This is a genomic window from Massilia agri (assembly GCF_024753255.1).
In the GTDB taxonomy this organism is placed as follows: Bacteria; Pseudomonadota; Gammaproteobacteria; order Burkholderiales; family Burkholderiaceae_D; genus Telluria; species Telluria agri.
Map to the genome: position 1 here is coordinate 47,250 of NZ_JANUHA010000002.1, position 26,022 is coordinate 73,271.

Sequence of the window (26,022 nt, forward strand, 5' to 3'; positions counted from 1 at the left end):
CAAATGCACTTAGCAAAAGTTTCTCTTCAGCACTACCTCTCGCCGGCAGCCCCCCCGGCTGCGTCCCGCGCAGCTTGCTGCCTTTCCCTGGCATGTGCGCCTCCCGGCCCGTCCCGCATGCCCCGACCCGGTCCGCCGCCCGTGCGCGCGGACGCATCGTTTAAAAAGGATGATCCATGACCGTTATCGATTCGCAACGCTGGTCCCGCCCCCTCGATCCCGCCCGCCTCGTGCTTGCCACCGACCTCGATGGCACCCTGCTGGCCGGCACCCATGAGGCGCGGCGCCGCGTGCGCGAACTGTTCGCCGGCGCCGCCGTCGCTCCAGAAGGCACCCGCCCCGTCCTGGTCTTCGTCACCGGACGCGGCCTCGAGACCGTCATCCCCCTGCTGAGCGACCCCGGCATCCCCACGCCCGACTACATCATCGCCGACGTCGGCGCCACCGTGGTCGACCGCGAGCTGCGCCCGGTCGAGCCGATCCAGCACGAGCTCACCGCCCACTGGCCCGGCAGCCAGGCCGTGCTGCGCGCGCTGAGCGGCTTCCCGCAGCTGGTGCGCCAGAGCGTGCCCCAGGAGCGGCGCTGCTCCTTCCTCGCGCCAGAAGACGCCGTCACCCCCGCCCTGCAGGCGGCGGTGGAAGCCCTCGGCTGCGAGCTGCTGTTCTCGGCCGGCCGCTACCTCGACGTGCTGCCGCGCGGCGTCGGCAAGGGCGCCGCGCTGCGCCGCCTGGCCACCGCCGCCGGCTTCGACCCCGCCAGCGTGGTGGTGGCGGGCGATACCCTGAACGACCTGTCCATGTTCGAAGCAGGCTTTCGCGGCGTGGTGGTGGGCGGCGCCGAGCCCGCCCTGGCCGAGCGGGTGCGCAAGAACCCGCGCGTGCACGTGGCCACGCAGGAAGGCTGTGGCGGCATCCTCGAGGGCCTGGCGCGCCACGGCATGCCGCTGGGCGAAACGCGCCCCCAGGACGCAGCGCCGGTCCACGGCGACGCCGAGCTGGTCATGGTCTACCATCGCCTGCCCTACGATGAGATCGAGGTCGACGGCATCACGCTGCAGCAGCGCCCGAAGAGCCCGAACGGCATCATGCCGACCCTGATGAACTTCTTCGCGGGCGGACGCAAGGGCTCCTGGGTGGCGTGGTCGCGGCAGGCGAGCCGCGCCCCGGAGGGTTTCACCACCCACGTGGCGGTCGACGCCGCCCGCTATCCGCAACTGCAGGCGGCGCGCATCGCGCTCACCGAGGAAGACATCGACCTGTTCTACAAGAAGTTCTCGAAAGAAGCCTTCTGGCCCATCATCTTCTCCTTCCCGGACAAGGCCCGGTTCAAGCAGGCCCACTGGGAACGCTTCCTGGAAGTGAACCGCCTGTTCGCCGAACAGACCGCGCGCGAGGCCGCATATGGCGCCACCGCGTGGATCCACGATTACAACCTGTGGATGGTCCCGGCTTTTCTCCGCCCGCTGCGGCCGGACCTCACCATCGCCTTCTTCCACCACACGGCCTTTCCCTCGAGCGACGTGTTCAACATCCTGCCCTGGCGCCGCGACATCATCGGCAGCCTGCTGCAGTGCGACTACGTGGGCTTCCACATCCCGCGCTACGTCGAGAACTTCGTCGACGCGGTGCGCTCCTTCGCGCCGGTCGACGTGGCCGGCAGCGTGCCCTGCGCGCCGCGCTTCCTCACCTATGGCTGCGCGCTCGGGGTCGACCGCATGATGACCGCGATCGAGGTCGGCGGGCGCCGGGTGGCGCTGGGCGCGCATCCGGTCGGCACCGACGTCGCCGCGATCCGCTCCCTGGTGCAGGGCGACACCGTGCAGCGCCAGCTGGCGGAGCTGGACGGGTATCTGGATGGCAGGACGGGCATCGTCTCGATCGAGCGCCTCGATTATGTGAAAGGCTCGCTGGAGAAGCTGGAAGCCTTCGAGCGCATGCTGGAACGCCATCCGGAACTGCTGGGCAAGGTGACCCTGCTGAACATCGTCACCCCGGCCGCCAGCGGCATGGAAATCTACGACAGCCTGCGCGAGGAACTCGACCGCGCCGTCGGCCGCATCAACGGCCGCTTCTCGACGCTCGACTGGGTGCCGGTGCGCTACTTCTACCGCTCCCTGCCTTTCGAAGACGTGGTGGCCCATTACGCCGCCTGCGGCATCGCCTGGATCACGCCGTTGCGCGACGGCCTGAACCTGGTGGCCAAGGAATACATCGCCGCGCGCCAGGCGGTCGGGCGGCCCGGCGTGCTGCTCCTGTCCGAGTTCGCAGGCGCCGCCGTCGAACTGCACGGCGCCCTGCTGGTCAACCCCTACGATGCGAACGCCATGAGCGAGACCCTGTACCAGGCCCTGACCATGGGCGCCGACGAAGTCGCCTACCGCGCCGCGCGCCTCGGGATGATCGTGGAAGAGCATGACGTGGCGCGCTGGGGCGAAGGCTTCCTGGCGGCCCTGGCGCCCGCGGCCCTCGCCGACGAACGCCCGGCGGCGTGAAGGGAGGACCGGACATGAACGCTCTCGTCCTCGGCAACCCGCTGGCCGACTGGCTGATCGCCCTGGTGGCCGCGGCGGTGGTCGCGGCCGGCCTGGACGCCGTCAAGGCCATCCTGCTGCGCCGCCTCTCGCGCCTGGTGGCGGCCGATCCCGGCAATGCGCGCGCGGCGGGCTCCTTTGTCGCCGCCCTCTCCAGCACCCGCCTGGCGGTGCTGGTGCTGGTCGGGCTGTATGCCGGCGCCAGCCTGCTTGTGCTGCCCGAACGCGCCCAGCTGGTGCTGAGCCGTATCGCAATCGCGGCGGTGCTGGTGCAGTGCGCGCTCTGGGGCGACCACGCGGTGCGCGCCTGGCTGGCCGGCACGCGCGCCCGCCAGGCGGCCGACCCGGACCGCGTGACCTCGTCCGCGGCGATCGCCTTCCTGTTGCGGGTGGCGCTGTGGGCGGTGGTCGCGCTGATGATCCTCGATAACCTCGGCGTCAACATCACCACCCTGGTGGCCAGCCTGGGCATCGGCGGTATCGCCATCGCCCTGGCGGTGCAGAGCATCCTCGGCGACCTGTTCGCCTCGCTCTCCATCGTGCTGGACAAGCCCTTCGTGGTGGGCGACTTCATCATCGTCGACACCATGCTCGGCACGGTCGAGCGCATCGGACTGAAGACCACCCGCGTGCGCAGCCTGGGCGGCGAGCAGATCGTGTTCTCGAACGCCGACCTGCTGAAAAGCCGCATCCAGAACCTGCGCCGCATGGAAGCGCGGCGCGTGGTGTTCCGCTTCGACCTCACCTACGAGACGCCGGAGCCGACCCTGCGCCTGCTGCCCGGCCTGATCGAGGAAATCGTCGTCGCCCAGCCGCAGGTGCGCTTCGACCGCGCCCACCTGGCCTCGCTGGCGGCGCCCGGCTACACCTTCGAGACGGTCTATTATGTGGACAGCGCCGACTACCGGGTCTTCATGGACACGCAGCAGGAGATCTACCTGCGCATCGTGGCGATGCTGGAGGAGCAGGGCGTGCGCCTGGCGCTGCCGGCGCATTCCCTGCACCTGGCGGAGCCGTCCGGCGCGGCCGTCCTGCGGCAGGCCGCCTGAGTCAGGGCGCCAGCGGCAGGATGCGCAGCGGGCTGCCTGCATCGCAGCCCAACGCATCCAGGGCCGCCTGCGGCAGCGCCACGACATGCGCCTCCGGGTCGGTGTCCGCGACCAGGACCCGGAAGCGGTGGCGCTGCGTGCAGGCTGCCAGGGTCGCCACGGCGCGCTGCGGCTTGTCCGCTCTGGCGGGCGCCAGGCGGCTGTCGCGTAGCGCACGCAGGTCGTGCAGGTTGGCTTGCAGGACCGGGCCACCGTCGAAGATGTCGATATAGCCGTCGAAGCGCAGCCCTTCCTGTTCCAGCAGGCGCCGCGCCGGCGCCGTATCGGCGTGGGTCGTGCCGATCGCCGCCCTGGCCTGCTCTCCCAGCAGGTGGGTGTAGAGAGGCAGGCGCGGCACCAGGTGCTCGATGAAGAGGCGGTCGCCCTTGCCGCACAAATCGTCGGCTTCGTGGAAATCCATGTGGAAGAAGGGCCGGCCCACGGCTTCCCAAAAGGGCGAGGAGCCGTGCTCGTCCTGGAAGCCGCGCATCTCGGCGAAGACCTTGGCGCCGAAGAGCCGCGGGAACTGGGCCATGAACAGCAGGCGGCCTTTCGACAGCAGCTTGCCGTTGCTGCCGCTGCGGTAGTCCGGATGCAGGTAGAGCGAGCACAGTTCGGCCGCGCCCGACAGGTCGTGGCTCAGGTGCAGCGACTGCACCCGGTTCACCAGGCCGGTGGTGGGACTGGCATGCACGCTGGTGGCGATCCGGTAGTTATAGAAGGGCTCCTTGACGCCGACCGCGGCCTTGATGGCGGACACGCCGCATACCCGGCCACTTGCCAGGTCTTCCAGCACGAACAGATAGTCGGCATCTTCCTGCGCGGCCTCGCCGGCAAAGGAGGCGGCCGCCACGGCCAGGCGCTCGCCCAGGGCGCCGCGGTCGGCCTTCAACGTCGTCATGCCGGGTCCGATGCCCTTCGCCAGGTCGAGGACGGCATCGAGATCGGTTTCCAGTGCGTTGCGCAGGACGAGCATGGTCTACAAGGCCTTCTCCACCGGAGGGATGGCCACGTCGGGCAAGGCCAGCTTTTCCTGGTGCCTGCGGTGGATGCCGAACAGGATCAGGCCGGACACCCCGGCGATCGCCGCCATCATCAGGAAGAAGCCTTCGGGGCGCATGGTCTCCCAGGTGGCGCCGATCACGCCCGAGAGCAGGTTGCCGGTGAAGGAGCAGAAGAACCAGGCGGCCACGGTGGTGGCGGCGAAGCGCTTCGGCGCCAGGGTGGCGAACAGGCCCAGGCCAACCGGCAGGATGTACAGCTCGGCCAGGGTAAAGATGGCGAAGAACAGCACCATCCAGGGCCAGCCGATCGCGAAGCCGGCGCCGGCCGTCAGCACGATCAGGCCCGCCAGCAGGGCATAGGAGATGCCGATGCCGAGCGCCCCCTGCCCCATCCGCTTCAAGGCGGGCGTGGCGTGGCCACGGGCGGCGCGGGCATTCCACATGCGCACCAGCAAAGGGCTGAACAGGAACACGAACATCGGATTGAGCGACTGGAACCAGGTCACGGGAATCGTCATGCCGAAGGCCGTGCGCTCGACCGCCGCATCGGACCATACCGCGAAGGTATTGCCGGTCTGCTCGTAGGCGATCCGGAACAGCATCACGGCCAGCGCCACGCCCACCAGCAGCGGCACGTTCGACATGCCCTCGTTCGAATCGATGGCCCCGGGGCGGCCGCCCGGTTTCGAGGCTTCCGGCGGCAGGTACCTGCCGCCCCAGAGATAGACGAGGAGGCCCAGGCACATGCCGATGCCGGCGGCGCCGAAGCCATAGTGCCAGCCATAGACCTCCCCCAGGGTGCCGCAGACCAGCGGCGCCAGGAATGCGCCCAGGTTGATGCCGACGTAATAGACGTTGAAGGCGGCGCCGGCGCGCGGGTCGTCCTTCGGGTACAGCAGGGTGACCTGGCTCGGCAAGTTCGGCAGGAACAGGCCATTGCCGATCGCGATCACGGCCATCGCCGGGAAGAACAGCGCCTCGAAGGCCATCATGAAGTGGCCCAGCGCCATGAGCAGGCCACCGATCACCACGGCCGGCCTGCGGCCCAGCCAGCGGTCGGCGATCATGCCGCCGAAGATCGGCGTGAGATACACGCCCGCCGCATAGGCGCCGAAGACCAGGGAGGCGGAAGCCTGGGTGTACTGCAGCTCCTTGGTCATGTAGTAGATCTGCAGGGCGCGCATGCCGAAGAAGGAGAACTTCTCCCACATCTCGGTCAGGAACAGGATGGTCAGGCCCCGCGGCTGGCCGAACCAGGTGGCGGTGTCACGCATGGCCGGTCTCCTCGTCGAGTGGCCACATGGGCCGTTGCAGGTGCACGTAAGGCAGGCGCGCCAGGTCGCTGTGCAGGGCGCCGGGGGCGTCGCAGATGATCGTCTCATGCGCGATCGGGTCGAAGCAGGCGCGGAAGTGCCGGGTCGACTTCACCACCGCCAGGCGCTTGGTGGAAAGGTCGATGCCCAGCTCGGTGAAGCATTCGGGCGAGAATACCTGCTGGCGCCGGGTGTTCAGGACGATGTCGATGCCCAGCGCTCGGATCGCCACCGCGTCGCCCAGGCTTTCCGTGTACTTGCCGGCCAGCCCGTGCTGGCGCGCGTCGCGCCGCACCGCCGTCACGGTCGCCAGCAGGTCGACCGGCTGGCCGGAACCCGGGCCGACCTTGCCGCCGATGCGCAGGGGCAGCACGGCGCCGACGCCGGCATCCATGGCCAGCTGCACGGCCAGCGGATCCCAGAGCATGCCCAGGGCGACGTCGCGGGCGCCGCGCTCGAGCAGTGCGCGCAGCACGAAGGTGCTGTCGCAGGCCGCGCCGCCGCCGGGGTTGTCGGAGCTGTCGGCCATCACCACCAGGCCCGCGCTCGGGGCCAGCGCCGCGTCCACGGCCTCGTCGAGCGCCAGCATCGAGCGCGCCCCGAGATTGCGCAGCGCGTAGAAGGCATGCGCCAGCTGGGCCGCGATTGTGTCCGCCCTTTCGCGCGCGCCGCTTTCGAACACCACCAGCACCGCGGCGCCGGTCTCGGCGGTGTCGGACCAGGGAAAGCCGTGGATCAGCGAAATCGACAGGATGCCGTCCTGGGCCTCCTCCTCCCGCACCCGCTCGAGCAGCGCGCGCATCGGCGCTTCGCCCGTGCCGAACAGGCCCAGCATCGGCACCCGGCGCAGCAGGGTGTCGGGCCGGCATCCGCCTCCGGCCATGCCGGACAGGATCGCATGCAGTTCGCGGGTGCGCGCCAGGTAGTCGGTGTGCGGATACTCCTTGCAGGCGACGAGCACCGCGCCGCTGTCCGTCATGCGCGGCGTCACGGTCGCGTGCAGGTCGAGCAAGGCGCCGACCGGGACGCCGGGCCCCACCGCGGCGCGCACGCGTTCGAGCAGGTCGCCTTCGCAATCCTGGCAGCCCTGGGCGATCATGGCGCCGTGCAGCACCAGGAACACCGCATCGACCGGACCGGCGGCCGCCAGTTGCCCGAGCAGCTCGTCGCGCAAGCCTTCATACACCTGGCGCGCCACCGGCCCGCCCGGCTGGGCCCAGGCGCACAGGCCTTGCGTGACCCTGTCGCCGTGTTCCCGCGCCACCTCGAGCAGGAAGCCATAGCCGGGAAAGCCATGGGCCAGGGCCTGGGCCGCCGCATCCGCGCCCGGCCGCACCAGGATGCCCTCTTCGAAGGAACGCAGCGTGGTCGGGATCGGCGAGAAGCTGTTGGTTTCGTGGGCGAGCGCGGCAAGGAAGATGTGCATGGCAGTCCTCAGGTCTGGAAACGCGCGGGGCTGATACGGGCGGGGTCGAAGCCGAACGATGCCAGCTCCGGCGCCGGCCCTTCGCCCAGCAGCAGCGACGCATAATAGCGTCCCGCGCCGGGCGCCGACTGGATGCCGTAGCCGCCCTGCCCCGCGGCCCAGAAGAATCCCGGCAGCTTCGGATCGAAACCCCCGACAAGCTCGCCGTCCGCGACGAAGCTGCGCAGGCCGGCCCAGGTGTGGGTCGGACGCCGGATGCGCAGGGTGGTCAGGCGCTCGATGTTGTCGATGGCGATCGCGACGTCGAGTTCCTCGGCCTGCACGTCGTGCGGCGCCACCGGATCGGCATTCACGGGGGAGCCGAGCAGCATGCCGGCGTCGGGCTTGATATAGAAGGATTCCGTCACGTCGAGGAAGAGCGGCCAGTCCTGCGTCGCGATGCCTTCGGGCGGGGCGAAGATGAAGGCCGAGCGGCGCTTCGGCACCAGGCCCACGGGGTCGGCGCCGGCCAGGCGCGCGACCTCGTCGGCCCAGGCGCCGGCCGCGTTCACCACCACCGGCGCGCGGAAGGTTCCCGCGCGGGTCGTCACTTCCCACAGGCCGTCGACGCGCCGCACCGCACGCGCTGCGGCGTCGTAGACGGTAAGCCCGCCGTTGGCGCGCGCGCCGCGCAGGAAGCCCTGCAGCAGGGCGTCGACGTCGATGTCCGCCGCATCCTGTTCCAGCACCCCGCCGATCAGCTGGTCCGCGCGCAGGACCGGCACCAGTTCGAGGGCGGCCTGCACGTCGAGGCGCTCCACCGGCGATGAGGTGGCGCGCACCAGCGTTTCGTGGGCATCGAGCAGCGCTTCCTGGCCCGGCGTGCCAAACACGAATGCGCCGCGCGGCGTCAGGAGGGGATGCCCGGTGAAGCCGGCCGGCGGATTGCGGAAGAAGTCGAGGCTGGCGCGGGTCAGCGCGCGGACCTGGTCCGGTCCGTAGCTTTCCATGAACAGCGCGGCCGAGCGCCCGGTGCTGTGGTAGCCGGGCTGCGACTCGGCCTCCAGCACGATGACGCGCGCACGGCGCGAGAGCCAGTAGGCGACCGACGCGCCGCCGATGCCGGCGCCGATCACGATGAAATCCGCAGTGTCATGCCCCATACGATCCACTTGCCCGCCTTTCGCCGATTCCATAATTTTCAGAAAAAGAAAATTCTTCTATACCTGAAAGATATGCGACGCCGAACGCCTGCGCAAGCATTTTCTGAAACAATCCGGCGCAGCCACGCAACGATTGACGGCGCCTGCAGAGCTGGTGATAATGATTTTTATTTCTGAATCAGAAAATTTCTACTGACGCGAAACGAAGGAGAACACCATGCCCGGAATCGAACGCACGCCCAGCGAACTGCCGCTGCCCTTCTCGAAAGCGGTCCGCGCGGGCGGATTCCTGATGCTGTCCGGGCAGATCCCCCTGGGCGGGGACGGCGCTCCCTTGCGCGGAACGATCGAGGAACAGACCGCGAGCGTCATCGAGCGCATCGCGGCGACGCTGGCGCAGCACGCGTGCCGCCTGGACGATGTGGTGCGGGTGACGGTATGGCTGTCCGACCTGGCGCTGTTCGCGCGCTTCAACGAGGTCTATGCCGGCTATTTCAAGGCGCCGCACCTGCCCGCCAGGTCGACGGTGCAGGCGAAGCTGGCCTTCGACGTGGACGTCGAGATCGAGGTGACGGCGTACGCGCCGTAAGCGGGCTTATTTCTTCGGCTTCCTGGAGGCTGTCTTCGCCGCCGGCTTGGCAGCCGGCGCAGGCGCGCTGTCAGGCACGGTATCCGGCGCCGGCTCGATCAGGGAAGCAAAGGTGCCTTCCGAACTCGGCTCGTCGGAGGTGCACACCGACAGCACGCGGCAGGTCCCCTCCCCCACCGCGATATAGGCATGCGCCATGCCGCTGTCGAAGTAGATGGAGTCGCCCGTTTCCAGGCGCACCGGGGCGTAGAGGTCGGTGTAGAGGTCGACCGCGCCTTCCAGCACCAGGGCGAATTCCTCGCCGGGATGGCGGATCAGCTCGCCGAATTCGGCCAGCGAGCGCGCGTGGATCTCGGCGAAGATCGGCACCGAGCGCTTGTTCAGCAGGTCGGCCGCCGGATACAGGTGGGAATAGTTCGGGGTGTTGATGACGTAGCCGGTCCCGCGCCGGTTGATGCTGCGCCGTCCGCTGGAGACCGGCGCCGGCGCCTTCTCCACCGTGGGGCTGCCGCTGAACAGCTCCGAGATGTCGATTTCCAGGGCATTGCAGATGCGCAGCAGCTTGTCGTAGCTGAGCGACATCTTGTTGTTCTCGATCTTGGAGATGGTGGACATCGGCATGCCGCTCTTCTCGCCAGCCTCGATCAGCGTCATGCCGCGTTCCTTGCGGATGCGCCGCAGCGACTCGCCCAGGTTGCCGTCCGGTCCGTGATTGATCGCGCGTTTGGTTGCCATGCCCTGTCCTCGTATGATGCGCCATTATAGTGCGGCCTTGCCACGATTGAAAACGCGACACGCCGATTTTCCGGAACGCTAAATCTGCTGCGCACCGTGCGGATCGGGCACCCGCGGCCAGTATGCAAGCGAGCGCAGGCGATAGGGGATGGCGGCGAAGCCGAAGCTCATCGCGCCGGGCGTGCTCACGTAGAGGACCTTGCGTGCGATCGGCGCGAATTCGGCGTGGAAATGCTGTGTCGACTTCACCACCACGATGGCCTTGTCGACCAAGGAGATCCCCGCGCCGGTGAAGGCGTCCAGCCCATAGGTCTGGGTGCGCACCGAGCACAGGAGGATGTGCAGGCCGCCCGCCGCCTCGACCCAGGCGCAGTCGCCCAGGCGCTCGCGCGTGCCGAGCGCGCTCTGGCTGTGGTTCGGCACGATGGCGCGCACGGTCACGCGCAGGTCGACCGGCAGGCCCGAGGCGGGACCGCATTTGCCGCCGATGCGCAGGTCGAGCTGGGCGCCGACGCCGGCGGCCTTGCAGATGTGGACCGCGCCCAGGTCCCAGATCGCGCCGACGGCGCTGTTCGCGACCCGGCGCTCGACCAGGCGGCGCAGGATGAAGGTGCTGTCGCCGGCCGCACCGCCCCCCGGGTTGTCGGCGACGTCCGCCAGCACGGCCGGCCCCTTCGGCTCCGCGGCGCCGAAACCGGACTCGAAGGCCGCATCGAGCGCCTCGTCGATGCCGCACACGCTCGCGCCGATGCGCTCGCGCAGCGCCCAGAACTCCCGGCCGAGCTGCCGCGCCATGGCCTGCGCCAGGGCCGGATCGTTGTCGGTGACCACCCACAGCTTTGCGCCCGCCTCCGGTACGTCGCCCCAGGGGAAGCCATGGCCGAGCGAGACCGACAGCACACCCGGCTCGCGCTCCACCGCCTGCATGCGCCTGACAAAACCCTGCATCGGCTCGCGGGTCGTGTGCCACAGGCCCACCATCCGGCAATCGAAGACGGCGGTGACGGGGCGCACCTTGCCGAGCGCGGCATCCTTGAGAATGCGGTACAGCTCTTCGCCGCGCGCATCGGTATCGATGTGCGGATATTCCTTGAAGGCGACGATGACGTCGGCGGCGCCGCGCATCTGTTCCGTGAAGTGGCAGTGCAGGTCGAGCTCGAGCCCGATCGGCACGCCCGGGCCGACGACCGCGCGGATCGCGGCGGCCAGGTCGCCCTCGCAGTCGTCGATGCCTTCGGCCGCCATCGCCCCGTGCAGCAGCAGCTGCACGGCGTCGACCGGCAGGGCCGCGCGCAGGTCCGCCAGGATCTCGTCGCGCAGCGCCTCGTACACATGGCGCACCGTGCGCCCGCCAGGCTGGGCCAGCGTGCACAGGCTCTCCACCACTTCCCCGCCCTCGCCTTCGACCAGATCGCGCAGGTAGCGGAGAAACGCGCCCGCGCCTTCCGGATCGCGCCGGCTGGCGTCACCGTGAAAGATGCCGATTTCCTCGAAGTCGCCCAGCCCGGTCGGCGCCGCGGCGAAGGTATTGGTCTCGGTGGCCAGGTGGGCGATGAAGAAGCGCATGCGCACGGCTCAGTAGTTCAGGTTCCAGGTGATCAGGTGGCCGACCAGGCCGAGCCACACCACGCCCAGCAGGCCGAGCGCCACCAGCACCGCCCAGATCCGGGTCAGGCGCGATGCATCCGTGCGGCGCATGCGCCACGCCACCCACACGCCCACCACGGCAGCGCCGATGGCCAGCAGGCCGCTCGCTTCCAGCAGGCCGACGAGCCAGTCGATGCCGCTGTGGTAGACGGCGACGTCGGTGCTCAGGACCGGCTTGATCAGGATGAACCAGGCGGCGATGTAGACCAGGGACACCAGCACCGCCCCGCGCTGGAAGCGCCGCAGGCGCCGCAGCTCGGGCGAGGCGCCGCTCGTCGCGCGGTCGGCGCGGCGCAGCAGGGCCCCCACCGGCCAGGCCACCAGGGCGAGCGTGAGCACCAGGAAGGACAGCAGCAGGATGCTGACATTGAGCGGCGCCGAGTTCAGGAAGCTCGCTTCCTGCAGCACCGCGACCGGGTTGTCGCTGTCGATCACGGTCTTGACGCCATTGATTTCCCTGAGCGCCATCATCTGGCTGCCCCCCACCTTGCGCCACAGCTGCGGGCCGACTTCGCGGTAGGTGCCCATCTCGCCAAGGCCGTCCGGCACGGCAATCGTCCCGTCCGGGTTGGCCGTGATGACGGTCTGCTGCAGCAGGTAGAAGAAGCGCAGGAAGCCGTGATCGACCCGGCGCGAGCTCTGGTAGCGTCCGGCGATCTTTTGCGCGTCCGCCTGCGCCGTGGCCAGGGTCGGCTGCTCGGCCGCTGGAGGCGCCGGGAAGTAGCGGTCCATGAAGCCGTCCATCAGCTCCTTGCGCGCGCCATACACGGCGCTGTCCTTGCCGCGACTGTTGAAGGTAAAGAAGATGCCGACGTTTTCCTCTGGCAGCAGGTTCATCTCGGTGTGGTAGACGATGGTGTCGCCGCCGTGGCCGATGAGCAGGCGCCCGTTGTGCCGCACGTGGAAGAAGCCGTGGGCCATGGTGCCGAAGCCCGGCAGGTCCTTGTGCCGGTAGCTGGGGCTGTGCATGCGCGCGACCGTTGCGGGTTCGAGGATGCTGGCGCCGTCCACGCTGCCCTGTCCCAGGTGGGCCAGCATGAAGCGGCTCATGTCGGCGGCCGTCGTGGTGAGCGAGCCGGCCGGCGCCGTGATCACCAGCTCGAAGGGCGACGGCGGTTCGTTGATGGTGTCGTAGCCCTTCGACAGGAAGCCCGGGAAGCCTTTCGGCAGCGGCTGGACGAAGGTCGAGTGGTTCATGCCGAGCGGTTTGAAGATGTGCTGCTGGACGTAGGTCTCGAAGGGCAGCCCCGAGACCCGCTGCACGATGTAGCCGGCCAGCGCCACGCCATAGTTCGAATAGCCGGGCGCCTCGCCGGGCGCGAACAGCATGGGCCGCGGATGCTCCTTCAGGTAGCGTTCGGTGGTCTGGGCCAGGGCCGGGTCGTAACCCAGCAGGTCCTTCAGGCCCTCCTCGAAGCCGGCGCGGTGGTTCATCAGGTCGCGCATGGTGATCGGCTTGCCGTAGGCTTCCTCGATCTTGAAATCCAGGTAGTCGTTGACGTTGCGATCCAGGTCGATTTTCCCTTGCTGGACCAGCTGCATGACGGCGGTCCAGGTGAACGGCTTGGAGGTCGAGCCCGGGCGCACCAGGGTGGTGGCCGGGTCCATCGCAACCTTGGCCTCGACGTCGGCCAGGCCGTAGCCCTTCTGCAGCAGCACCTTGCCGTCCTTGACCACGCTGATCACCATGCCGGCGATCTCGCCACTCTTGAGCGCGTACGGGACGCGGCCGTCGAGCCAGGCCGACAGGTCGGTGGCGTCCAGCGCATGCGCGCTCCCTGCGGCAGCGCCGTTCGCTGCCGCGCGCGGCGCTTCCGGCACCCGGGGGTCGGCGCTGCGGCTCTTCTCCAGCGCCGCCTCGGCCTTTTCCTTTGGCGTCTGCTGCTGCTTTGGAGTGGGCGCCAGGTCGGCGGGCGACTTCTGGCCCTGGCCTGCCGCCAGCGAAGGCAGCAGGCCGAGGGTGGCGGCTGCGAGGAGTGACAAGAGGTGGGTGCGCGCTTTCATCGGACTCCTTGGGGGACTTAGTAGTTGGGGTTGAAGCTCAGCAGATGGTGATGGAAGCCCACCGCCGTCAGGGCCAGGAAGCACAGTATCCACAGGACGGGCAGCGCCAGCGCGCCCTTCCTTCCCCCGGCTGCGAACACCGTGCGCGCATGCCACAGGGCCACGCCGAGACCGCCGAGGAAGGCCAGCCAGCTTGCCAGCTGCGCCATGACCACGAAGGCGCTCGGGTCGCTGTCGTTCATCCGGACGAAGACCACGGTCCACAGCAGCACGCTGACGAGAACCAGGCAGCAGGCCAGGCGCAGCCAGGTCAGCGAGCGCGCCGGCGCCGGCAAGCCGTGGCGGCGGCGCAGCCGCGCCACCAGCGGCCAGGCCAGCACCGTGCCCAGCACCAGCACCAGAGAAGCCAGCAGCAGCGCGAGCATCGTGCCGCTCGCCATGAAGGGCACCGGCTCGAAGATGAAAGCGAACACGAAGGGCTCCAGTCCCCAGCGCTTGACCGCGCCGTTCTCGACGATCGCCTGCAGGCGCCGCTTGCCGTTCTCCTCCTGCCACAGGAAGGGCTTCACTTCGCGGAACACGTTGCGGCTGCCGGCGATGTCGATCGCCACCCGGCCGCCCTCCAGGGCTTCGATCTTCAAGGGGCTGAACAGCTGCATGATGGACAGGAAGGTCGAATCCTCGCGCCGGCTGTTGCGGTATGCGCCGGCCAGCATCTTCGCATGCGCTTCGGCGGTGGCCCGGTCCACGCTCGAAGTGACGGCGGGACGGGGATCGGGCAGGTAGCGGTCGGCAAAACCGTGATAGAGGCGTTCGCGGATCCACTGGCCGAGGGCGTGGCGCCCGGGTGCGTTCACCGAGACGTAGATGCCGATGTTCTCGTCCGGCAGCAGGATCATGTCGGAGTGGAAGAGGATGGTGTCGCCGCCGTGGCCGACGGCGCGGCGGCCGTTGACGTCCTGCTGGTAGAAGCCCAGGCCGATGCCGTTCAGGTCCGGCATGCCGCGCGTGATCTGCGTCTGCATCAGCGTCACGGTCTCGGGTTTCAGGATGCGCTTGCCGTCCAGCTCGCCCCCGCCGAGGATGGCCAGCATGAAGCGCGCCATGTCGCTGCCGGGCGCCGACATGCTGCCGGCCGGCGGCAGGCTGACGATCTCGAAACCCTTGGCCGGTTCGTCGACGCTGAGGTAACCCTGCGACATCTGGCCGCGCAACGCCGCGGGCAAGGGCTGGCGGAAGGTCGACTGCGTCATGCCCAGCGGCGTGAAGATGCGCTGCTCGATGTAGTCGTCGAAAGACAGGCCGCTGGTGCGCTGCACGATGTAGCCGGCCAGCGCCGTGGCCCAGTTCGAATAGCCCTGGGTGGTGCCGGGATCGTACAGGTAGGGCGGAATGTAGCTCTTCAGGACCGCGCCGTTGTCCGGAGTATGGTCGCCGTAGACGATCAGGCCGCGGCCCGCCTCTTCCAGGCCGGTCGTGTGGGTCAGCACGTGGCGCAGCGTGAGGGCCTTGCCGTTGCGGCCCGGGACGGTGAAATCGAGGTAGCGGTTGACGTCCGCGTCGAGATCGAGCTTGCCCTGCTCGACCAGCTGCATCACGGCGGTCCAGGTGAACAGCTTGGAAATCGATCCGGGCCGGAACAGGGTGCGCGCGGGGTCGACCGGCAGCGCCTTTTCCCAGTCGGCGTAGCCATAGCCTTTCTGGAGCAGGGGCTTGCCGTCCTTGACCACCACTACTACCGCACCGGGAACGCCGGTGGTGCGCAGGGCGCTCGGCATCATGCCGTCCAGCCAGGTCTCGAGGTCGGATGCGTTCAGGACCGGCGTGGCGGCCGGCGTCACCGGCACCGCGGCCGGCGCAGGGGCCGCGGGGGAAGCCGGGACCGGGCCGGGAGCCTGGGCATGGGCCGGCAGCAGCCGGCCGAGGACCAGTACGAATCCAAGCGCGAGGGCAGCGAGCGATGGGCGGCGCATCAGAAGCTCCTCGCCACGCTCAGGCCGACGGTGCGCGGCTGCATCGGCGTCGCACGCAAGGGGCCGCCGAACGAGGTCAGCGCGGTGTCGGCGCCGCTCAGGGCGCGCTTGTCCGTCAGGTTACGGACAAACGCCCCGAGCTCCCAGCCGTCGATGTCCACGCCCAGCTGCGCATCCGCGACCGTATAGCCCGGGATGCTGAAATACGGCACCGAGCTGGTGGGCGTATCGAAGCCCGCATTGCGCTGGCCGACGTGGCGCACGCCGAGCCCCGCCCAGGCGCGCTTGCCGTTCAATTCGAAGTCGTAGCGGCCGTTCACGGACGCCGAGAACCTGGCGGTGTTCGGCAGGCGCATGCCGGCCTGGCCCAGGGCGGGCGCGTCTTCGGTCAGCTTGGCGTCGGTCCAGGCCAGGCTCCCATCCAGGCTGAATCGCTCGTTCACCTTGTAGCGCAGGGCCAGCTCCAGGCCCTTCGATTCGGCCTCGCCGGCATTTCCGGTCAGCGTGGTCACCCCGAAAGCGACCGGCTGCTGCAGCTTGTCCCAGCGGATGTCGAACAGCGCAAGCTCGAGGAACAGGCGCCGGTCCAGCAGGTCGGCCTTGTAGCCGACTTCATAGCTCCACAGCTTGTCGGCTTCGAAGGTCAGCGGCGCGCCCGGGACGATCGACCCGTCCTGGTCGAGCGCCGGCGGATTCGGTCCGCCCGGACGGTAGCCGCTGGCGGCGCGGAAGTAGACGCTGCTGGACTTGTCGATCGAGTAGCGCGCTGTCGCCAGGTAGGTCTTCGACCCTTCCTTGCCGCCGGATTCGAAGTCTTTCACGCCATTGGTGACGGTGCCGTAGACCTGGCGGTTGCGCGCATTGCGGGCGCCGAGCGTGAAGGACCAGGCGGCAGAAGGGTTCCAGGTGATGTCGCCGTACAAGGCGTTCTCCTGGAAACGCGAGGGCTGGCCCGAGGTGACGAAGTCCATCTGCGAACTATCCGGCAGCTGGGCCCACAGGCGCTGGTAGCGGTTGCCGGTTTCCTTGTTGTGGTAGAAGCCCAGCAGCCATTCGACCGGACCGCGGCTCGAGGTCAGGCGCACTTCCGCGGTGCGCTTGCGCAGGTCGGTGTCATTGTCGAGACCCGCGAAGTCGATGCCGGCCGCCCCCACGATCTCGGTGGCGTCGAGCGCCGTCTTCGCCTTGAAGCGCTGGCTGGAGGCGATCACGTTCAGGCGCGCCCAGCCCATCTCGTATTCGACGGTCCCGGACAGCACGCCGGTGCGGATGCTGTAGGGTTCGGGGCGGTAGAGGAACTGGGTCAGCTCGCCGTGCAGTGGCTGGCCGGTGCGGGCGTCGTACTGGGCGATGACGGTGCCGTCGCGCTCGATGTCCTGCTGGGTGGCGGTCAGGCGCATGCGCAGCTTCGAACTCGGGTCGATCAGCACCGACAGGCGCATGCCGCGCGTGTCGCCGTCGTTGACGTGCTTGCCCGCCGCCGGGCCGATGGCGCGCAGGAAGCCGCCGTCATGTTCGTTGAAGGCGGCCACCCGCAAGGCCGCCACGCCTTCGCTCAGGGGCGCGTTGATGACCGCGTGTTCGGTGTGCCCGAGCGCGCCCTTGCGGCTCTGGCGCACCGCCAGGCCGGCCTTGCCCGACAGGCCGCTCGGATCGGGGTCGTTGGTCACGTACTTGAGCAGGCCGCCCATCGCGCCGGCGCCGTACAGCGTGCCCTGGGGGCCGCGCAGCAGCTCGACGTGGTGCAGGTCGAGCAGCGACAGGTCCAGCGCCGATACCGCTTCGCCGACGAAGCCCGTGCTGGAGCCGAAGGGCGTGTCGTCGATATAGATGCCGACGGTCGGCGCGCTCAGGCTGCCCACCGTCACGCCGCGGATGCTCACCTGGCCACGCCCCGGTCCGCCATCGCTTTCCACGTGCACGCCCGGGAGCGAGCCCACGTAGTCGGTCAGCGAGGCGGCGCCGGAGCGCTCGAGGGATTCGGTGCTGATGGTCTCGACGCGCAGCGGCACGTCGCGGATCGGCTCGCGGCGCCGGGTGGCGGTTACGGTGACGACTTCGGTCTTGCTGTCGGTGTCGGCGGCCGGACCGGACCCCGGATCGGCCGCCTGCCCGGTCTGGGCCGCGGCCTGGGCGCAGGCCAGGGACAGGAGGGAAGCGACGGCGAGGGAAACCGCCTTGCGGCGCGGGAAGTCGCTTGTTGTGGTATTCGACAGCTGCGAAACGCTTCGGTACATGATGCACTCCTGGTGATGGAACCGCGGTCAATACGCTTTTCAAAATACTACATTATTTTCTGAATATTAAACAATCAGAAAATTATGTTCGTTGTTTTCTGTTGTGGAAAATTTTGTTGTGCGCTGCAGGAGAAGACGCTGTCCGCGCGCGTGGCGGCGGGAAGCAGGGAGGAGGAGGAGAGGGATGGCCGGCACAGGGCCGGCGCAGGTGGGAAAGATGCGGAACGTCAGCGCGCTTGCGGCGCCGCGGTGGAATGGCGCACGACGAGCTGCCCTCCCAGGCGCGTCTGGTGGCGCGGAGCCGGGTCGCCCTGGATGCGCTGCAGCAGCAGCTCGGTCAGCCGGCGCCCCATCTCATGGCTGGGCTGCGCGACGGTGGTGAGGCGGGGGGTCGCGAAGGCCGCCACGCCCAGGTCGTCGCCGCCGGCCACCGACAGCGCGGCGGGAACCGCGACGCCGGCCTCGCGCGCGGCGCACAGGGCGCCCAGGGCCATCAGGTCGTTGCAGGCGAACAGCGCGCTGGGCGGCGCGTCCAGGCCGAGCAGGCGGCGCGCGGCATCGTGGCCGCCCTGGCAGTCGGCGCTGCCATGCACCAGCAGCTTGGGATCGAGCGCGAGCCCGGCCTCGGCCAGCGCCCTGCGGCATCCGGCCAGGCGCGCCGAGCCGGCCGGCTCGTGTGCGGGGCCCGCGACGCAGGCGATGCGGCGGTGCCCCAGCTCGAGCAGGTGGCGGGTGGCGAGGTAGCCGGTCGCCTCGTGGTCCAGGCCGATGAAGTCGGTGTCGACGCCGGCGACGGCATGGTCGGCCAGCACCACCGGCACGCGCCCGCTCGACAGCAAGGCGGCCAGCTCCTCGTTGGCGCGGGCGGCGCCGGCCACCAGCACCAGGCCGTCGATGCGCTTCTCGATCAGCGAACGCAGGTGGGCCGCCTGGCGCTGCGGGTCCTCGTAGCCGTTGCACAGCATGATGTTGTAGCCCACCGCGAAGGCGGCGTCCTCGATGCCGCGCAGGAGCTCGGCCATGGCCGCATGGGTGTTGTCCGGCACGGAGACGCCGATGGTACGGGTCTTGTCGTTCTTGAGGCTGCGCGCCATCGCGTTCGGGATGTAGCCCATCTCGCCGATGACCGCCAGCACGCGCTCGCGCACGTCCTCGCTCACCGCCCGCGTCTTGTTGATCACGTGCGAGACGGTCGAGGTCGATACGCCGGCCCGCTCCGCCACCTGCTTCATTGTTGCCATCCTGTCTCCTTCCGGCCCGGATTATGACCGGAATGTGTCGGAACCGCCAATGGCGTATGGACATCACACGGGGCAGCATTGTGAATTCGTGCCCGTGTACAATCGGACAATTACCGCCTATATTGGGCGCTAAAAATCGATGGCCGATCCACCCCGACACGACAAAGGAGCATGTATGGCAATCAGTCTGCAAAAAGGCGGCAACGTCAACCTGAGCAAGGAAGCACCGGGCCTGACCAAGGTCATCATCGGCCTGGGCTGGGATCCGCGCTCGACCGACGGCGCCGCTTTCGACCTCGACGGCAGCGCCTTCCTGCTGAAGGCCGACGCCAAGGTGCGCAGCGACACCGACTTCATCTTCTATAACAACCTGAAATCGAGCGACGGCTCGGTGGTCCACGCCGGCGACAACACCACCGGCCAGGGCGATGGCGACGACGAGAAGATCGCCGTCGACCTGTCGCGCGTGCCGGCCGAGGTCGAGAAGGTGTCGTTCTGCGTCACCATCCACGACGCCGATGCGCGCCGCCAGAACTTCGGCATGGTCGCCAAGGCCTATATCCGCTGCCTGAACGCGAATGGCGAAGCCGAGATCGCGCGCTACGACCTGTCCGAGGACAGCTCGACGGAAACCGCGATGATCTTCGGCGAGCTGTATCGCCACAGCGGCGAATGGAAGTTCCGCGCCGTCGGCCAGGGCTTCAAGGGCGGCCTGGGTCCGCTCGCGCGCTCCTTCGGCGTGAACGTCTAAGCGGCATCCCAGCAATAAAGAGAGGCGGCGGCAGCCGCCCTTTCTGCGCGCCCATCCGGGCGCGAAGTCCATCTGTCTCGAAAGACTCCATGCGCGTCTGGTTCAACAGGACGTTCTCGTCCGTCTACACCGCCCTCAAGCTGATCCGCGAAGCCGATGAGCACGGGCGTTTCACCCTCATCCACAGCAATGCCAACCGCCATACCCCGGCGGCGCGGATCGCCCACGAGTTCCACGGCGAACCGACCGGGCTGGCGCCGGAGGCCTACGTCGACTGGTGCCTGGAGTTCTGCCGCCTGCAGCGCATCGACATCTTCGTGCCGGGCCGCGAGGCCACCACGCTGTCGAACCACCACGCGCGCTTCGAGGCGATCGGTACGCGGGTGCTGAGCGCGGCCACGCCGTCCAGGCTGCAGCTCATCCACGACAAGGCCGGCTTCTACGCCGAAACGGATTTGCCGCTGGCGCCGGTGGCCGAGTTCCGCCGCTTCGAGAACCTGGCCGAATTCGACGCCGCCTGGGATGAACTGCGCCCGCGCCATGCGAAGCTGTGCATCAAGCCTTCGCGCGGCATCTACGGCATCGGCTTCGCCATCGTCGACGAAGAGCGCAGCAGCGCCGCCCTGCTCCTCGCAGGCGTCGAATACCACATCGGCTACCAGGACCTGCGCCGCGGGCTGGCGGAGCTGGGCGAGTTCCGCACCATGCTCCTGATGGAATACCTGGACGGCCACGAATACAGCGTCGACTGCGTCGGCGACCGCGGCCGCCTGGTGGCGGCGGTGGCGCGCCGCAAGCTGCCGGGAGCCGGCAGCGGCCAGCTGATCGACATGCGGCCCGAAATCATCGAGGCGACCGCGAAGCTCGCCGGCGACTATGGCCTCTCCGGCATCTTCAACGTGCAGTTCCGCGAGGCGGCGGGCAAGCCGCGTCTTCTGGAGATCAACCCGCGCATGTCGGGCGGCATCGGCATGGCCTGCGCGGCCGGACCGAACCTGCCCTGGATCGCGCTGAAGGGTTTTGCGGACGGCTTCGACACCGTCAGGGTGCCGGAGGTGCGCGGCGGCATGCGCGTGATCGAGATGCCGCAGCCCCAGGAGCTGCCATGAACAGCCGCTCCAACCCGCTTGAGCTGGCGCGACGCAGCGTGGCGCTGCCGACCGGCACGCTCGAGCTGACCCTCGACAGGGGCGCCATGGAGGCGGACGACCTGCTCGGTTTCGCCGCGCGCGCCAATGCCAAGCGCGGTTTCCTCTTCCTGAGCAAGGTGCTGGGCAAGCATTGGCCGGTCAGGCCCTCGACCATGCTGCAGGTGCACGACCGGCTCGCCGCGACCGTGCCGGAGGTGGAAGGCCCGATCGTCTTCATCGCCATGGCCGAAACCGCGATCGGACTGGGCCAGGGCGTGTTCGAAGCCTGGCTGCGCGCGCATCCGGGCTGCGAGGCCCTGTTCGTGCACACCACGCGCTACCGCGTGGGCAGCGGGGACCTGATCGAGTTCGAGGAAGCGCACAGCCACGCGCCGCGCCAGTTCCTGCACATGCCGGAAGACCCGGCCTTGCGTGCCCTCCTCCTGAACGCCGGCACCCTGGTGCTGGTGGACGACGAAGCCAGCACCGGCAACACCTTCCTGAACCTGACCAATGCCTGCCGCCGCCTGAACCCAGGCATCGCGCGCGTGCACCTGGCGACGATCACCAACTTCATGGGCCGCGACGCCACCGACGGCCTGTCCGCCCGCTTCGGCCTGCCGGTCACCATGGGGGCGCTGGTCGATGGCGAATACCGCTTCCAGCCCGGCGACTACGTGGCGCCGATTGAGGCGGCCCAGCGTTTCGATCCGGATGCCGACCGCGGCGCCAGCACCCGCTTCGGGCGCCTCGGCCTGCGCCGCGCCCTGGACGCGCCCGAACAGCTGGCCGAGCGCCTGGCCGGCGAATTCGCGCCCGGGGCCACCGTTGCGGTGCTGGGCACCGGCGAATTCATGCATGCGGCGACCCTGCTGGGTGCGGCTTTGGCGCGGCGCGGCGTGGATGTGAAGATCCAATCGACCACGCGTTCGCCCATCCTCACATGGGGTGCGGTCAGCCACGCCCTGCGCTTCCCCGACAACTACGGCGAAGGCGTCGCCAACTTCATCTACAACATCGCGCCCGGCCAGTACGATCACGTGCTGGTCTGCCACGAGACCGCGCCAAACGCCGCCCTGCGCGAACTGGCGGAGCTCCTGCACGCGCGCTTGTTCCACTTCCAGTCCGAGGCCAAAGTTGAAGAAGTTCCTGTTCGCTGACCTGGACGATACGCTGTTCCAGACTTTCGAGAAGTGCGGGCCGCTGAACGGCGCCGACATGCTCGAGCCGGCCGCCTATTACAGGGACGGCAGCATCTGCTCGTACACCACGCGCGCCCAGCGCGCCTTCCTCAGCTTCGTGCAGGACGGGATGACGGTGATCCCGACCACCGCGCGCGACCACGACGGATTGAAGCGCGTGCACCTGCCTTTCGACAGCTACGCCATCATCAACTACGGCGGCGTGGTGCTGCGGCCCGACGGGCATGCGGACAAGCCCTGGCTCGAGCAGACCCGCGCGGCCATGCACACCGCCCTGCCCGGCCTGCAGGAGCTGGCGCGCCACATCGACGCCTATGCGGCGCGCACGGGTTTCGGCGGGCGCGCGCGCATGATCGAGGACTTCGCCACGCCCTTCTTCCTGGTCGTGAAAGACCCGGACAAGCGCCACGAACGCCTGGCGACGGTCGAGCAGGAAGCGGTGCTGCCCTGGATCGCCGACGGCCACGGGGACTACTGCGTCCACCGCAACGGCAACAACCTGGCCATCCTGCCGAAGGCGCTCGACAAGGCCAATGCCGTGGCCCGCGTCACCGAGCTGCTGCGCGCCGAGCACGGCGACATCGTCACCTTCGGCATGGGCGACAGCCGTTCGGATGCGCGCTTCATGGCCGCCTGCGACTATGCCATCGTCCCGCGCGCCACCCAATTGGCGCGCCTGACCGTGGAGGCGCTGTGAGCTTCTCGGGCAGCTACCGCAGCGAGGACGTGACTTTCCTGCTGACGCGGCTGGAGGCGCAGAGCTTCACCAGCGTCGCTGAAAAGGAACGCCTGATCCAGTCGGGCCAGCGCCACTACAGCCAGATGCTGTCGCAGGAATCGCCGCCCTCGCCACGCTACATGGCGGTGTTCGAGGACGCCTGCCGCGCCAACAATGAGCGCATGGCGCTTGATTGCCTGCGCCTGGCCAGCCTGGTCGACGCCCGCCGCGAAGGCGACATCACCGTGGTGTCGCTGGCGCGCGCCGGCACGCCGGTGGGCGTGGTGGTGACGCGCCTGCTGCGCGAGGTGTTCGGGCGCAAGGCGACGCATTACTGCGTCTCGATCGTGCGCGACCGCGGCATCGACTGGGCGGCGCTGCGCCACATCCTCGCGAATGGCCATGCGCCGGAATCGATCGTCTTCGTGGACGGCTGGACCGGCAAGGGCGTGATCGCGCGCGAGCTCGCGCTGTCGGTGTCCGCCTTCAATGCGAGCGAAAAGAGCAAGATCGACAACGGCCTCTACGTGCTGTCCGATCTCTCGGGAGCCAGCGCCTGCGCCGCTTCCGGGGACGATTACCTGATCCCGTCCAGCATCCTGAACGCGACGGTATCGGGACTGGTGAGCCGCACGGTGCTGGACGAACGCATCGGCCCGCAGGATTTCCATGGCTGCGTGTATTACGGCGAGTTCGCGCCGCATGACCAATCGCAGCGCTTCGCGGACGAAGTGGCGGCGCTGGCCATCGCGCAGGCCGGGCAGGCCATTCCGGCCCCAAGCGCGCTGGACGCGCCGGCGGCTGCGCAGCGTTCGCGCGCCTACCTGGACGGCGCCATGGCACGCTACGGCATCCGGGACGTCAACATGATTAAACCCGGCATCGGTGAAGCGACTCGGGTGCTGCTGCGCCGCGTGCCGCGCCTGCTGGTGCTGCGTGCGCGCGGCGCGCCGGATGTGGCCCACCTCGAGGTGCTGGCCGAAGAAAAACAGGTCCCGGTCGAGATCGATGCGGACCTCCCCTACCACGCAGTATCCCTGATCAGGAGTGCATCGGATGGCTAAATCCATGGGCGCGTCGCTGTACGTGCCGGCCAATCACAAGAACCTGGCGAGCATCGCGAACGGCGAAAAGCTGCCGCAGGCGCGCTCGCTCATCTTCTGCCTGGAAGATGCGATCGCCGACCGGGAGCTGAGCTGGTCGCTGTTCAACCTGTCGGTGGTGCTGGCGAACATGCGCGCGGATATTCCGGCCGAGCGTTTCGTCCGCGTGCGCAATCCCGACGTCATGGCGCGCGTGCTGGCCATGGCAGGCAGCGAGAAGCTCACCGGCTTCGTGCTGCCCAAGGTCACGCGCCACAACTTCGAGACCTATTTCCGCCTGGTGCGCGATACCGATCACGTCCTGATGCCGACACTGGAGACGGCCGAGGTGTTCAACGACAGCGAGATGCAGATGCTCCGCACCGTGTTCGAGGCGCCGGGCGTGCGCCACCGCATCCTGGCCCTGCGCATTGGCGGCAACGACCTGCTCGCCCTGCTCGGCCTGCGCCGTCCGCGCGGCATGACGATCTACCGCACCCCGCTCGGCCCCGTGATCGCGCGCCTGGTGACGACCTTCCGGCCCTACGGCTTCAGCTTGACGGCGCCGGTGTTCGAATACCTCGACCTGCCGGAACTGCTGGACCAGGAAGTGCTCGAAGACCTCGCCTACGGCATGGTCGGCAAGACCGCCATCCACCCGACGCAGATCGCGCCGATCGAGCAGCACTACAAGGTGCGCCCGCAAGACCTGGCGGTGGCGCGCGCCATCCTGGATGAGGCCAGCCCCGCCGTGTTCCGCATGGACGACGCCATGTGCGAAGTCGCCACCCACCGCGCCTGGGCCGAGCGCCTGGTAGAGCAGTCGCACCGTTTCGGCGCCCGTTCGATGGAAGGAGAACCGTCATGACCACCTTTGCACGCGGCCAGAAGGGCAAGCTGGCGGACCTGGGCTGCGGCCACGCCTTCACCGTCGAGCTGGACGTGGCGGCGTCCGGCATGTCGGTCGACGTGTCCTGCTTCGGCCTGGATGCGCAGGACAGGCTGTCGGACGACCGCTATATGGTGTTCTACAACCAGCTGGCCAGCCCCGAGGGCGCGGTGCGGCTGGAGCTGGGCGGCTCCCTGTCCCGCTTCACGGTGAACCTCGACGCCCTGCCGGCCTCGATCGCCAAGCTGGTCTTCGTGGCCGCCATCGACGGCGCGCAGACCATGCGTGCGCTTGGCAGCAGTAGCCTGAGAATCGGCGGCGCGGTGAACTTCCCGTGGTCGGGCGCGGACTTCGGCGACGAGAAGGCGGTGATCGTGGCGGAGCTGTACCGGCGCGACGGGACCTGGCGCTTCGGCGCGGTCGGCCAGGGTTTCAATGGCGGACTGTCGGCGCTGCTGGCGCATTTCGGCGGCACCGAAGCCGCCCCTGCTCCCGCTCCGGCGCCCGCCGCGCCCAAGGTCTCGCTGTCGAAAGTCACCCTCGAAAAGCGCGGCGACAAGGTCTCGCTCGACAAGCGCGCCGGCCGCGGCTTCGGCCGCATCCACGTGAACCTCAACTGGAACCAGTCCGCCACCGCGGCGCCGCAGCCGGCCAAGACCGGCTTCTTCGACAAGCTGGTGGGCGGCGCGGGCATGCGCAAGGGACGCGGCGGCATCGACCTCGACCTCGGCTGCATGTACGAACTGGCCGACGGCCGGCGCGGCCTGGTCCAGGCCCTCGGCAACGCCTGGGGCGACTTCGAGCGCGAACCATTCATCCGCCTCGACGCCGACGACCGCACCGGCGCGGTGGCCGGCGGCGAGAACCTCTACATCAACGGCGAGCGCTTCGACCAGATCCGCCGCGCCCTGATCTTTTCCTTCATCTACGAGGGCGTGCCCAACTGGTCCGCGACCGACGGCGTCGTGACGATCGCCGCGCCCGAACAGGCGCCGATCGAGGTGCGCCTGGATGGCGGCGGCAACCAGATGATGTGCGCGATCGCCCTCATCGAGAACCGCGGCGGCAGCCTGCAGGTCACGAAGCTGGCCGAGTACTTCCAGCAGATGGGCGGCACCAGCGCCCACGAGCTGATGGACCGGCATTTCGGTTTCGGGCTGCGCTGGAAGACCGGGTCGAAAGCCTGAGCGATCCTTCAGCTTTCACATTTAACTGCGAACCCTGGTGTCAGGTCTGACATTCGGACACGGTCTCAACAGTCCATGCCATGGCCTTGCCAGCTGCTCTTGCTGTTCGAGTGTGACATGGATTTATGGCTGT

Annotated in this window: 20 protein-coding genes; 10 read left to right on the forward strand and 10 right to left on the reverse strand. The window is 68.7% G+C overall.

The genetic code is table 11. From position 1 onward, the window contains the following. The first annotated feature begins 176 nt into the window (after window positions 1–176). Window positions 177–2,492, forward strand: coding sequence for a glucosylglycerol-phosphate synthase (ggpS, locus tag NX780_RS03325; protein WP_258826439.1), 2,316 nt, complete (start codon window positions 177–179; stop codon window positions 2,490–2,492). Between the two features lie 14 nt (window positions 2,493–2,506). Then, the gene (locus NX780_RS03330; protein WP_258826440.1) at window positions 2,507–3,580 is read left to right on the forward strand and encodes a mechanosensitive ion channel family protein; all 1,074 of its coding nucleotides are present in this window, start codon (window positions 2,507–2,509) and stop codon (window positions 3,578–3,580) included. Between the two features lies 1 nt (window position 3,581). Here NX780_RS03330 and astA read toward each other — a convergent pair whose 3' ends face one another. The 4 genes from astA to NX780_RS03350 are packed head-to-tail and all read right to left on the reverse strand — an operon-like array spanning window position 3,582 to window position 8,504. Next, window positions 3,582–4,595 carry an arginine N-succinyltransferase gene (gene astA, locus NX780_RS03335; RefSeq protein WP_258826441.1) on the reverse strand — a complete coding sequence of 338 codons (1,014 nt, stop codon included), beginning with the start codon at window positions 4,593–4,595 and terminating at the stop codon, window positions 3,582–3,584. A 3-nt stretch (window positions 4,596–4,598) separates the two neighbouring features. Beyond that, window positions 4,599–5,897, reverse strand: a complete 1,299-nt coding sequence (locus NX780_RS03340) for a peptide MFS transporter (protein ID WP_258826442.1) — start codon at window positions 5,895–5,897, stop codon at window positions 4,599–4,601. After that, a complete protein-coding gene (locus tag NX780_RS03345; RefSeq protein ID WP_258826443.1) occupies window positions 5,890–7,362 on the reverse strand; it encodes a M81 family metallopeptidase in 1,473 nt (490 codons plus the stop codon). Before NX780_RS03345 ends, NX780_RS03340 begins: the two co-directional genes overlap by 8 nt. An 8-nt stretch (window positions 7,363–7,370) precedes the next feature. Beyond that, on the reverse strand, window positions 7,371–8,504 hold the full coding sequence (locus NX780_RS03350; protein WP_258826444.1) for an NAD(P)/FAD-dependent oxidoreductase: 1,134 nt from the start codon (window positions 8,502–8,504) through the stop codon (window positions 7,371–7,373). A gap of 217 nt (window positions 8,505–8,721) precedes the next feature. On the opposite strand from NX780_RS03350, the gene NX780_RS03355 reads away from it, so the two are divergent. Next, a complete protein-coding gene (locus NX780_RS03355; RefSeq protein ID WP_258826445.1) occupies window positions 8,722–9,093 on the forward strand; it encodes a RidA family protein in 372 nt (123 codons plus the stop codon). A gap of 6 nt (window positions 9,094–9,099) precedes the next feature. Here NX780_RS03355 and NX780_RS03360 read toward each other — a convergent pair whose 3' ends face one another. From NX780_RS03360 to NX780_RS03385, 6 genes are all read right to left on the reverse strand, one after another. Continuing rightward, window positions 9,100–9,828, reverse strand: coding sequence for a helix-turn-helix domain-containing protein (locus NX780_RS03360; RefSeq protein WP_258826446.1), 729 nt, complete (start codon window positions 9,826–9,828; stop codon window positions 9,100–9,102). Between the two features lie 78 nt (window positions 9,829–9,906). After that, entirely contained in the window at window positions 9,907–11,394 is a 1,488-nt protein-coding gene (locus NX780_RS03365) for a M81 family metallopeptidase (RefSeq protein ID WP_258826447.1), read from the reverse strand. Window positions 11,395–11,403: 9 nt separating this feature from the next. Further along, the gene (locus NX780_RS03370; RefSeq protein WP_258826448.1) at window positions 11,404–13,479 is read right to left on the reverse strand and encodes a serine hydrolase domain-containing protein; all 2,076 of its coding nucleotides are present in this window, start codon (window positions 13,477–13,479) and stop codon (window positions 11,404–11,406) included. Between the two features lie 17 nt (window positions 13,480–13,496). Next, on the reverse strand, window positions 13,497–15,452 hold the full coding sequence (locus tag NX780_RS03375) for a serine hydrolase domain-containing protein (protein ID WP_258826449.1): 1,956 nt from the start codon (window positions 15,450–15,452) through the stop codon (window positions 13,497–13,499). After that, window positions 15,452–17,689, reverse strand: coding sequence for a TonB-dependent receptor (locus NX780_RS03380; RefSeq protein WP_258826450.1), 2,238 nt, complete (start codon window positions 17,687–17,689; stop codon window positions 15,452–15,454). Before NX780_RS03380 ends, NX780_RS03375 begins: the two co-directional genes overlap by 1 nt. A gap of 227 nt (window positions 17,690–17,916) precedes the next feature. Then, window positions 17,917–18,930, reverse strand: coding sequence for a LacI family DNA-binding transcriptional regulator (locus tag NX780_RS03385; protein ID WP_258826451.1), 1,014 nt, complete (start codon window positions 18,928–18,930; stop codon window positions 17,917–17,919). Window positions 18,931–19,105: 175 nt separating this feature from the next. Here NX780_RS03385 and NX780_RS03390 point away from each other — a divergent pair, with 175 nt between their 5' ends. The 7 genes from NX780_RS03390 (at window position 19,106) to NX780_RS03420 (ending at window position 25,889) form a co-directional block, all read left to right on the forward strand. Beyond that, window positions 19,106–19,681, forward strand: a complete 576-nt coding sequence (locus tag NX780_RS03390) for a TerD family protein (protein WP_258826452.1) — start codon at window positions 19,106–19,108, stop codon at window positions 19,679–19,681. An 89-nt stretch (window positions 19,682–19,770) separates the two neighbouring features. After that, complete coding sequence (locus NX780_RS03395; RefSeq protein ID WP_258826453.1) at window positions 19,771–20,790, forward strand: ATP-grasp domain-containing protein; 1,020 nt, start codon at window positions 19,771–19,773, stop codon at window positions 20,788–20,790. Then, window positions 20,787–21,971 (forward strand): phosphoribosyltransferase domain-containing protein, encoded by a 1,185-nt coding sequence (locus NX780_RS03400; RefSeq protein WP_258826454.1) that lies wholly within the window; start codon window positions 20,787–20,789, stop codon window positions 21,969–21,971. The genes NX780_RS03395 and NX780_RS03400 overlap by 4 nt, the downstream gene beginning before the upstream one ends. Next, window positions 21,949–22,710, forward strand: coding sequence for an HAD family hydrolase (locus NX780_RS03405; RefSeq protein WP_258826455.1), 762 nt, complete (start codon window positions 21,949–21,951; stop codon window positions 22,708–22,710). Before NX780_RS03400 ends, NX780_RS03405 begins: the two co-directional genes overlap by 23 nt. After that, the gene (locus NX780_RS03410) at window positions 22,707–23,795 is read left to right on the forward strand and encodes a cysteine protease StiP family protein (RefSeq protein WP_258826456.1); all 1,089 of its coding nucleotides are present in this window, start codon (window positions 22,707–22,709) and stop codon (window positions 23,793–23,795) included. Before NX780_RS03405 ends, NX780_RS03410 begins: the two co-directional genes overlap by 4 nt. Further along, the gene (locus NX780_RS03415) at window positions 23,788–24,681 is read left to right on the forward strand and encodes an HpcH/HpaI aldolase/citrate lyase family protein (protein WP_258826457.1); all 894 of its coding nucleotides are present in this window, start codon (window positions 23,788–23,790) and stop codon (window positions 24,679–24,681) included. Before NX780_RS03410 ends, NX780_RS03415 begins: the two co-directional genes overlap by 8 nt. Next, on the forward strand, window positions 24,678–25,889 hold the full coding sequence (locus tag NX780_RS03420) for a TerD family protein (protein WP_258826458.1): 1,212 nt from the start codon (window positions 24,678–24,680) through the stop codon (window positions 25,887–25,889). The genes NX780_RS03415 and NX780_RS03420 overlap by 4 nt, the downstream gene beginning before the upstream one ends. Window positions 25,890–26,022 lie beyond the last annotated feature (133 nt).

What these genes read in the sequence shown, in the direction of transcription:
- NX780_RS03400 (WP_258826454.1), top strand. Translation starts at nt 20,787, where the DNA reads ATGAACAGCCGCTCCAACCCGCTTGAGCTGGCGCGACGCAGCGTGGCG.
- NX780_RS03355 (WP_258826445.1), top strand. Translation starts at nt 8,722, where the DNA reads ATGCCCGGAATCGAACGCACGCCCAGCGAACTGCCGCTGCCCTTCTCG.
- NX780_RS03385 (WP_258826451.1), bottom strand. Translation starts at nt 18,930, where the DNA reads ATGGCAACAATGAAGCAGGTGGCGGAGCGGGCCGGCGTATCGACCTCG.
- NX780_RS03375 (WP_258826449.1), bottom strand. Translation starts at nt 15,452, where the DNA reads ATGCGCCGCCCATCGCTCGCTGCCCTCGCGCTTGGATTCGTACTGGTC.
- NX780_RS03415 (WP_258826457.1), top strand. Translation starts at nt 23,788, where the DNA reads ATGGCTAAATCCATGGGCGCGTCGCTGTACGTGCCGGCCAATCACAAG.
- NX780_RS03420 (WP_258826458.1), top strand. Translation starts at nt 24,678, where the DNA reads ATGACCACCTTTGCACGCGGCCAGAAGGGCAAGCTGGCGGACCTGGGC.
- NX780_RS03340 (WP_258826442.1), bottom strand. Translation starts at nt 5,897, where the DNA reads ATGCGTGACACCGCCACCTGGTTCGGCCAGCCGCGGGGCCTGACCATC.
- NX780_RS03395 (WP_258826453.1), top strand. Translation starts at nt 19,771, where the DNA reads ATGCGCGTCTGGTTCAACAGGACGTTCTCGTCCGTCTACACCGCCCTC.
- NX780_RS03345 (WP_258826443.1), bottom strand. Translation starts at nt 7,362, where the DNA reads ATGCACATCTTCCTTGCCGCGCTCGCCCACGAAACCAACAGCTTCTCG.
- astA (WP_258826441.1), bottom strand. Translation starts at nt 4,595, where the DNA reads ATGCTCGTCCTGCGCAACGCACTGGAAACCGATCTCGATGCCGTCCTC.
- NX780_RS03350 (WP_258826444.1), bottom strand. Translation starts at nt 8,504, where the DNA reads ATGGGGCATGACACTGCGGATTTCATCGTGATCGGCGCCGGCATCGGC.
- NX780_RS03380 (WP_258826450.1), bottom strand. Translation starts at nt 17,689, where the DNA reads ATGTACCGAAGCGTTTCGCAGCTGTCGAATACCACAACAAGCGACTTC.
- NX780_RS03370 (WP_258826448.1), bottom strand. Translation starts at nt 13,479, where the DNA reads ATGAAAGCGCGCACCCACCTCTTGTCACTCCTCGCAGCCGCCACCCTC.
- NX780_RS03360 (WP_258826446.1), bottom strand. Translation starts at nt 9,828, where the DNA reads ATGGCAACCAAACGCGCGATCAATCACGGACCGGACGGCAACCTGGGC.
- ggpS (WP_258826439.1), top strand. Translation starts at nt 177, where the DNA reads ATGACCGTTATCGATTCGCAACGCTGGTCCCGCCCCCTCGATCCCGCC.
- NX780_RS03365 (WP_258826447.1), bottom strand. Translation starts at nt 11,394, where the DNA reads ATGCGCTTCTTCATCGCCCACCTGGCCACCGAGACCAATACCTTCGCC.
- NX780_RS03330 (WP_258826440.1), top strand. Translation starts at nt 2,507, where the DNA reads ATGAACGCTCTCGTCCTCGGCAACCCGCTGGCCGACTGGCTGATCGCC.
- NX780_RS03390 (WP_258826452.1), top strand. Translation starts at nt 19,106, where the DNA reads ATGGCAATCAGTCTGCAAAAAGGCGGCAACGTCAACCTGAGCAAGGAA.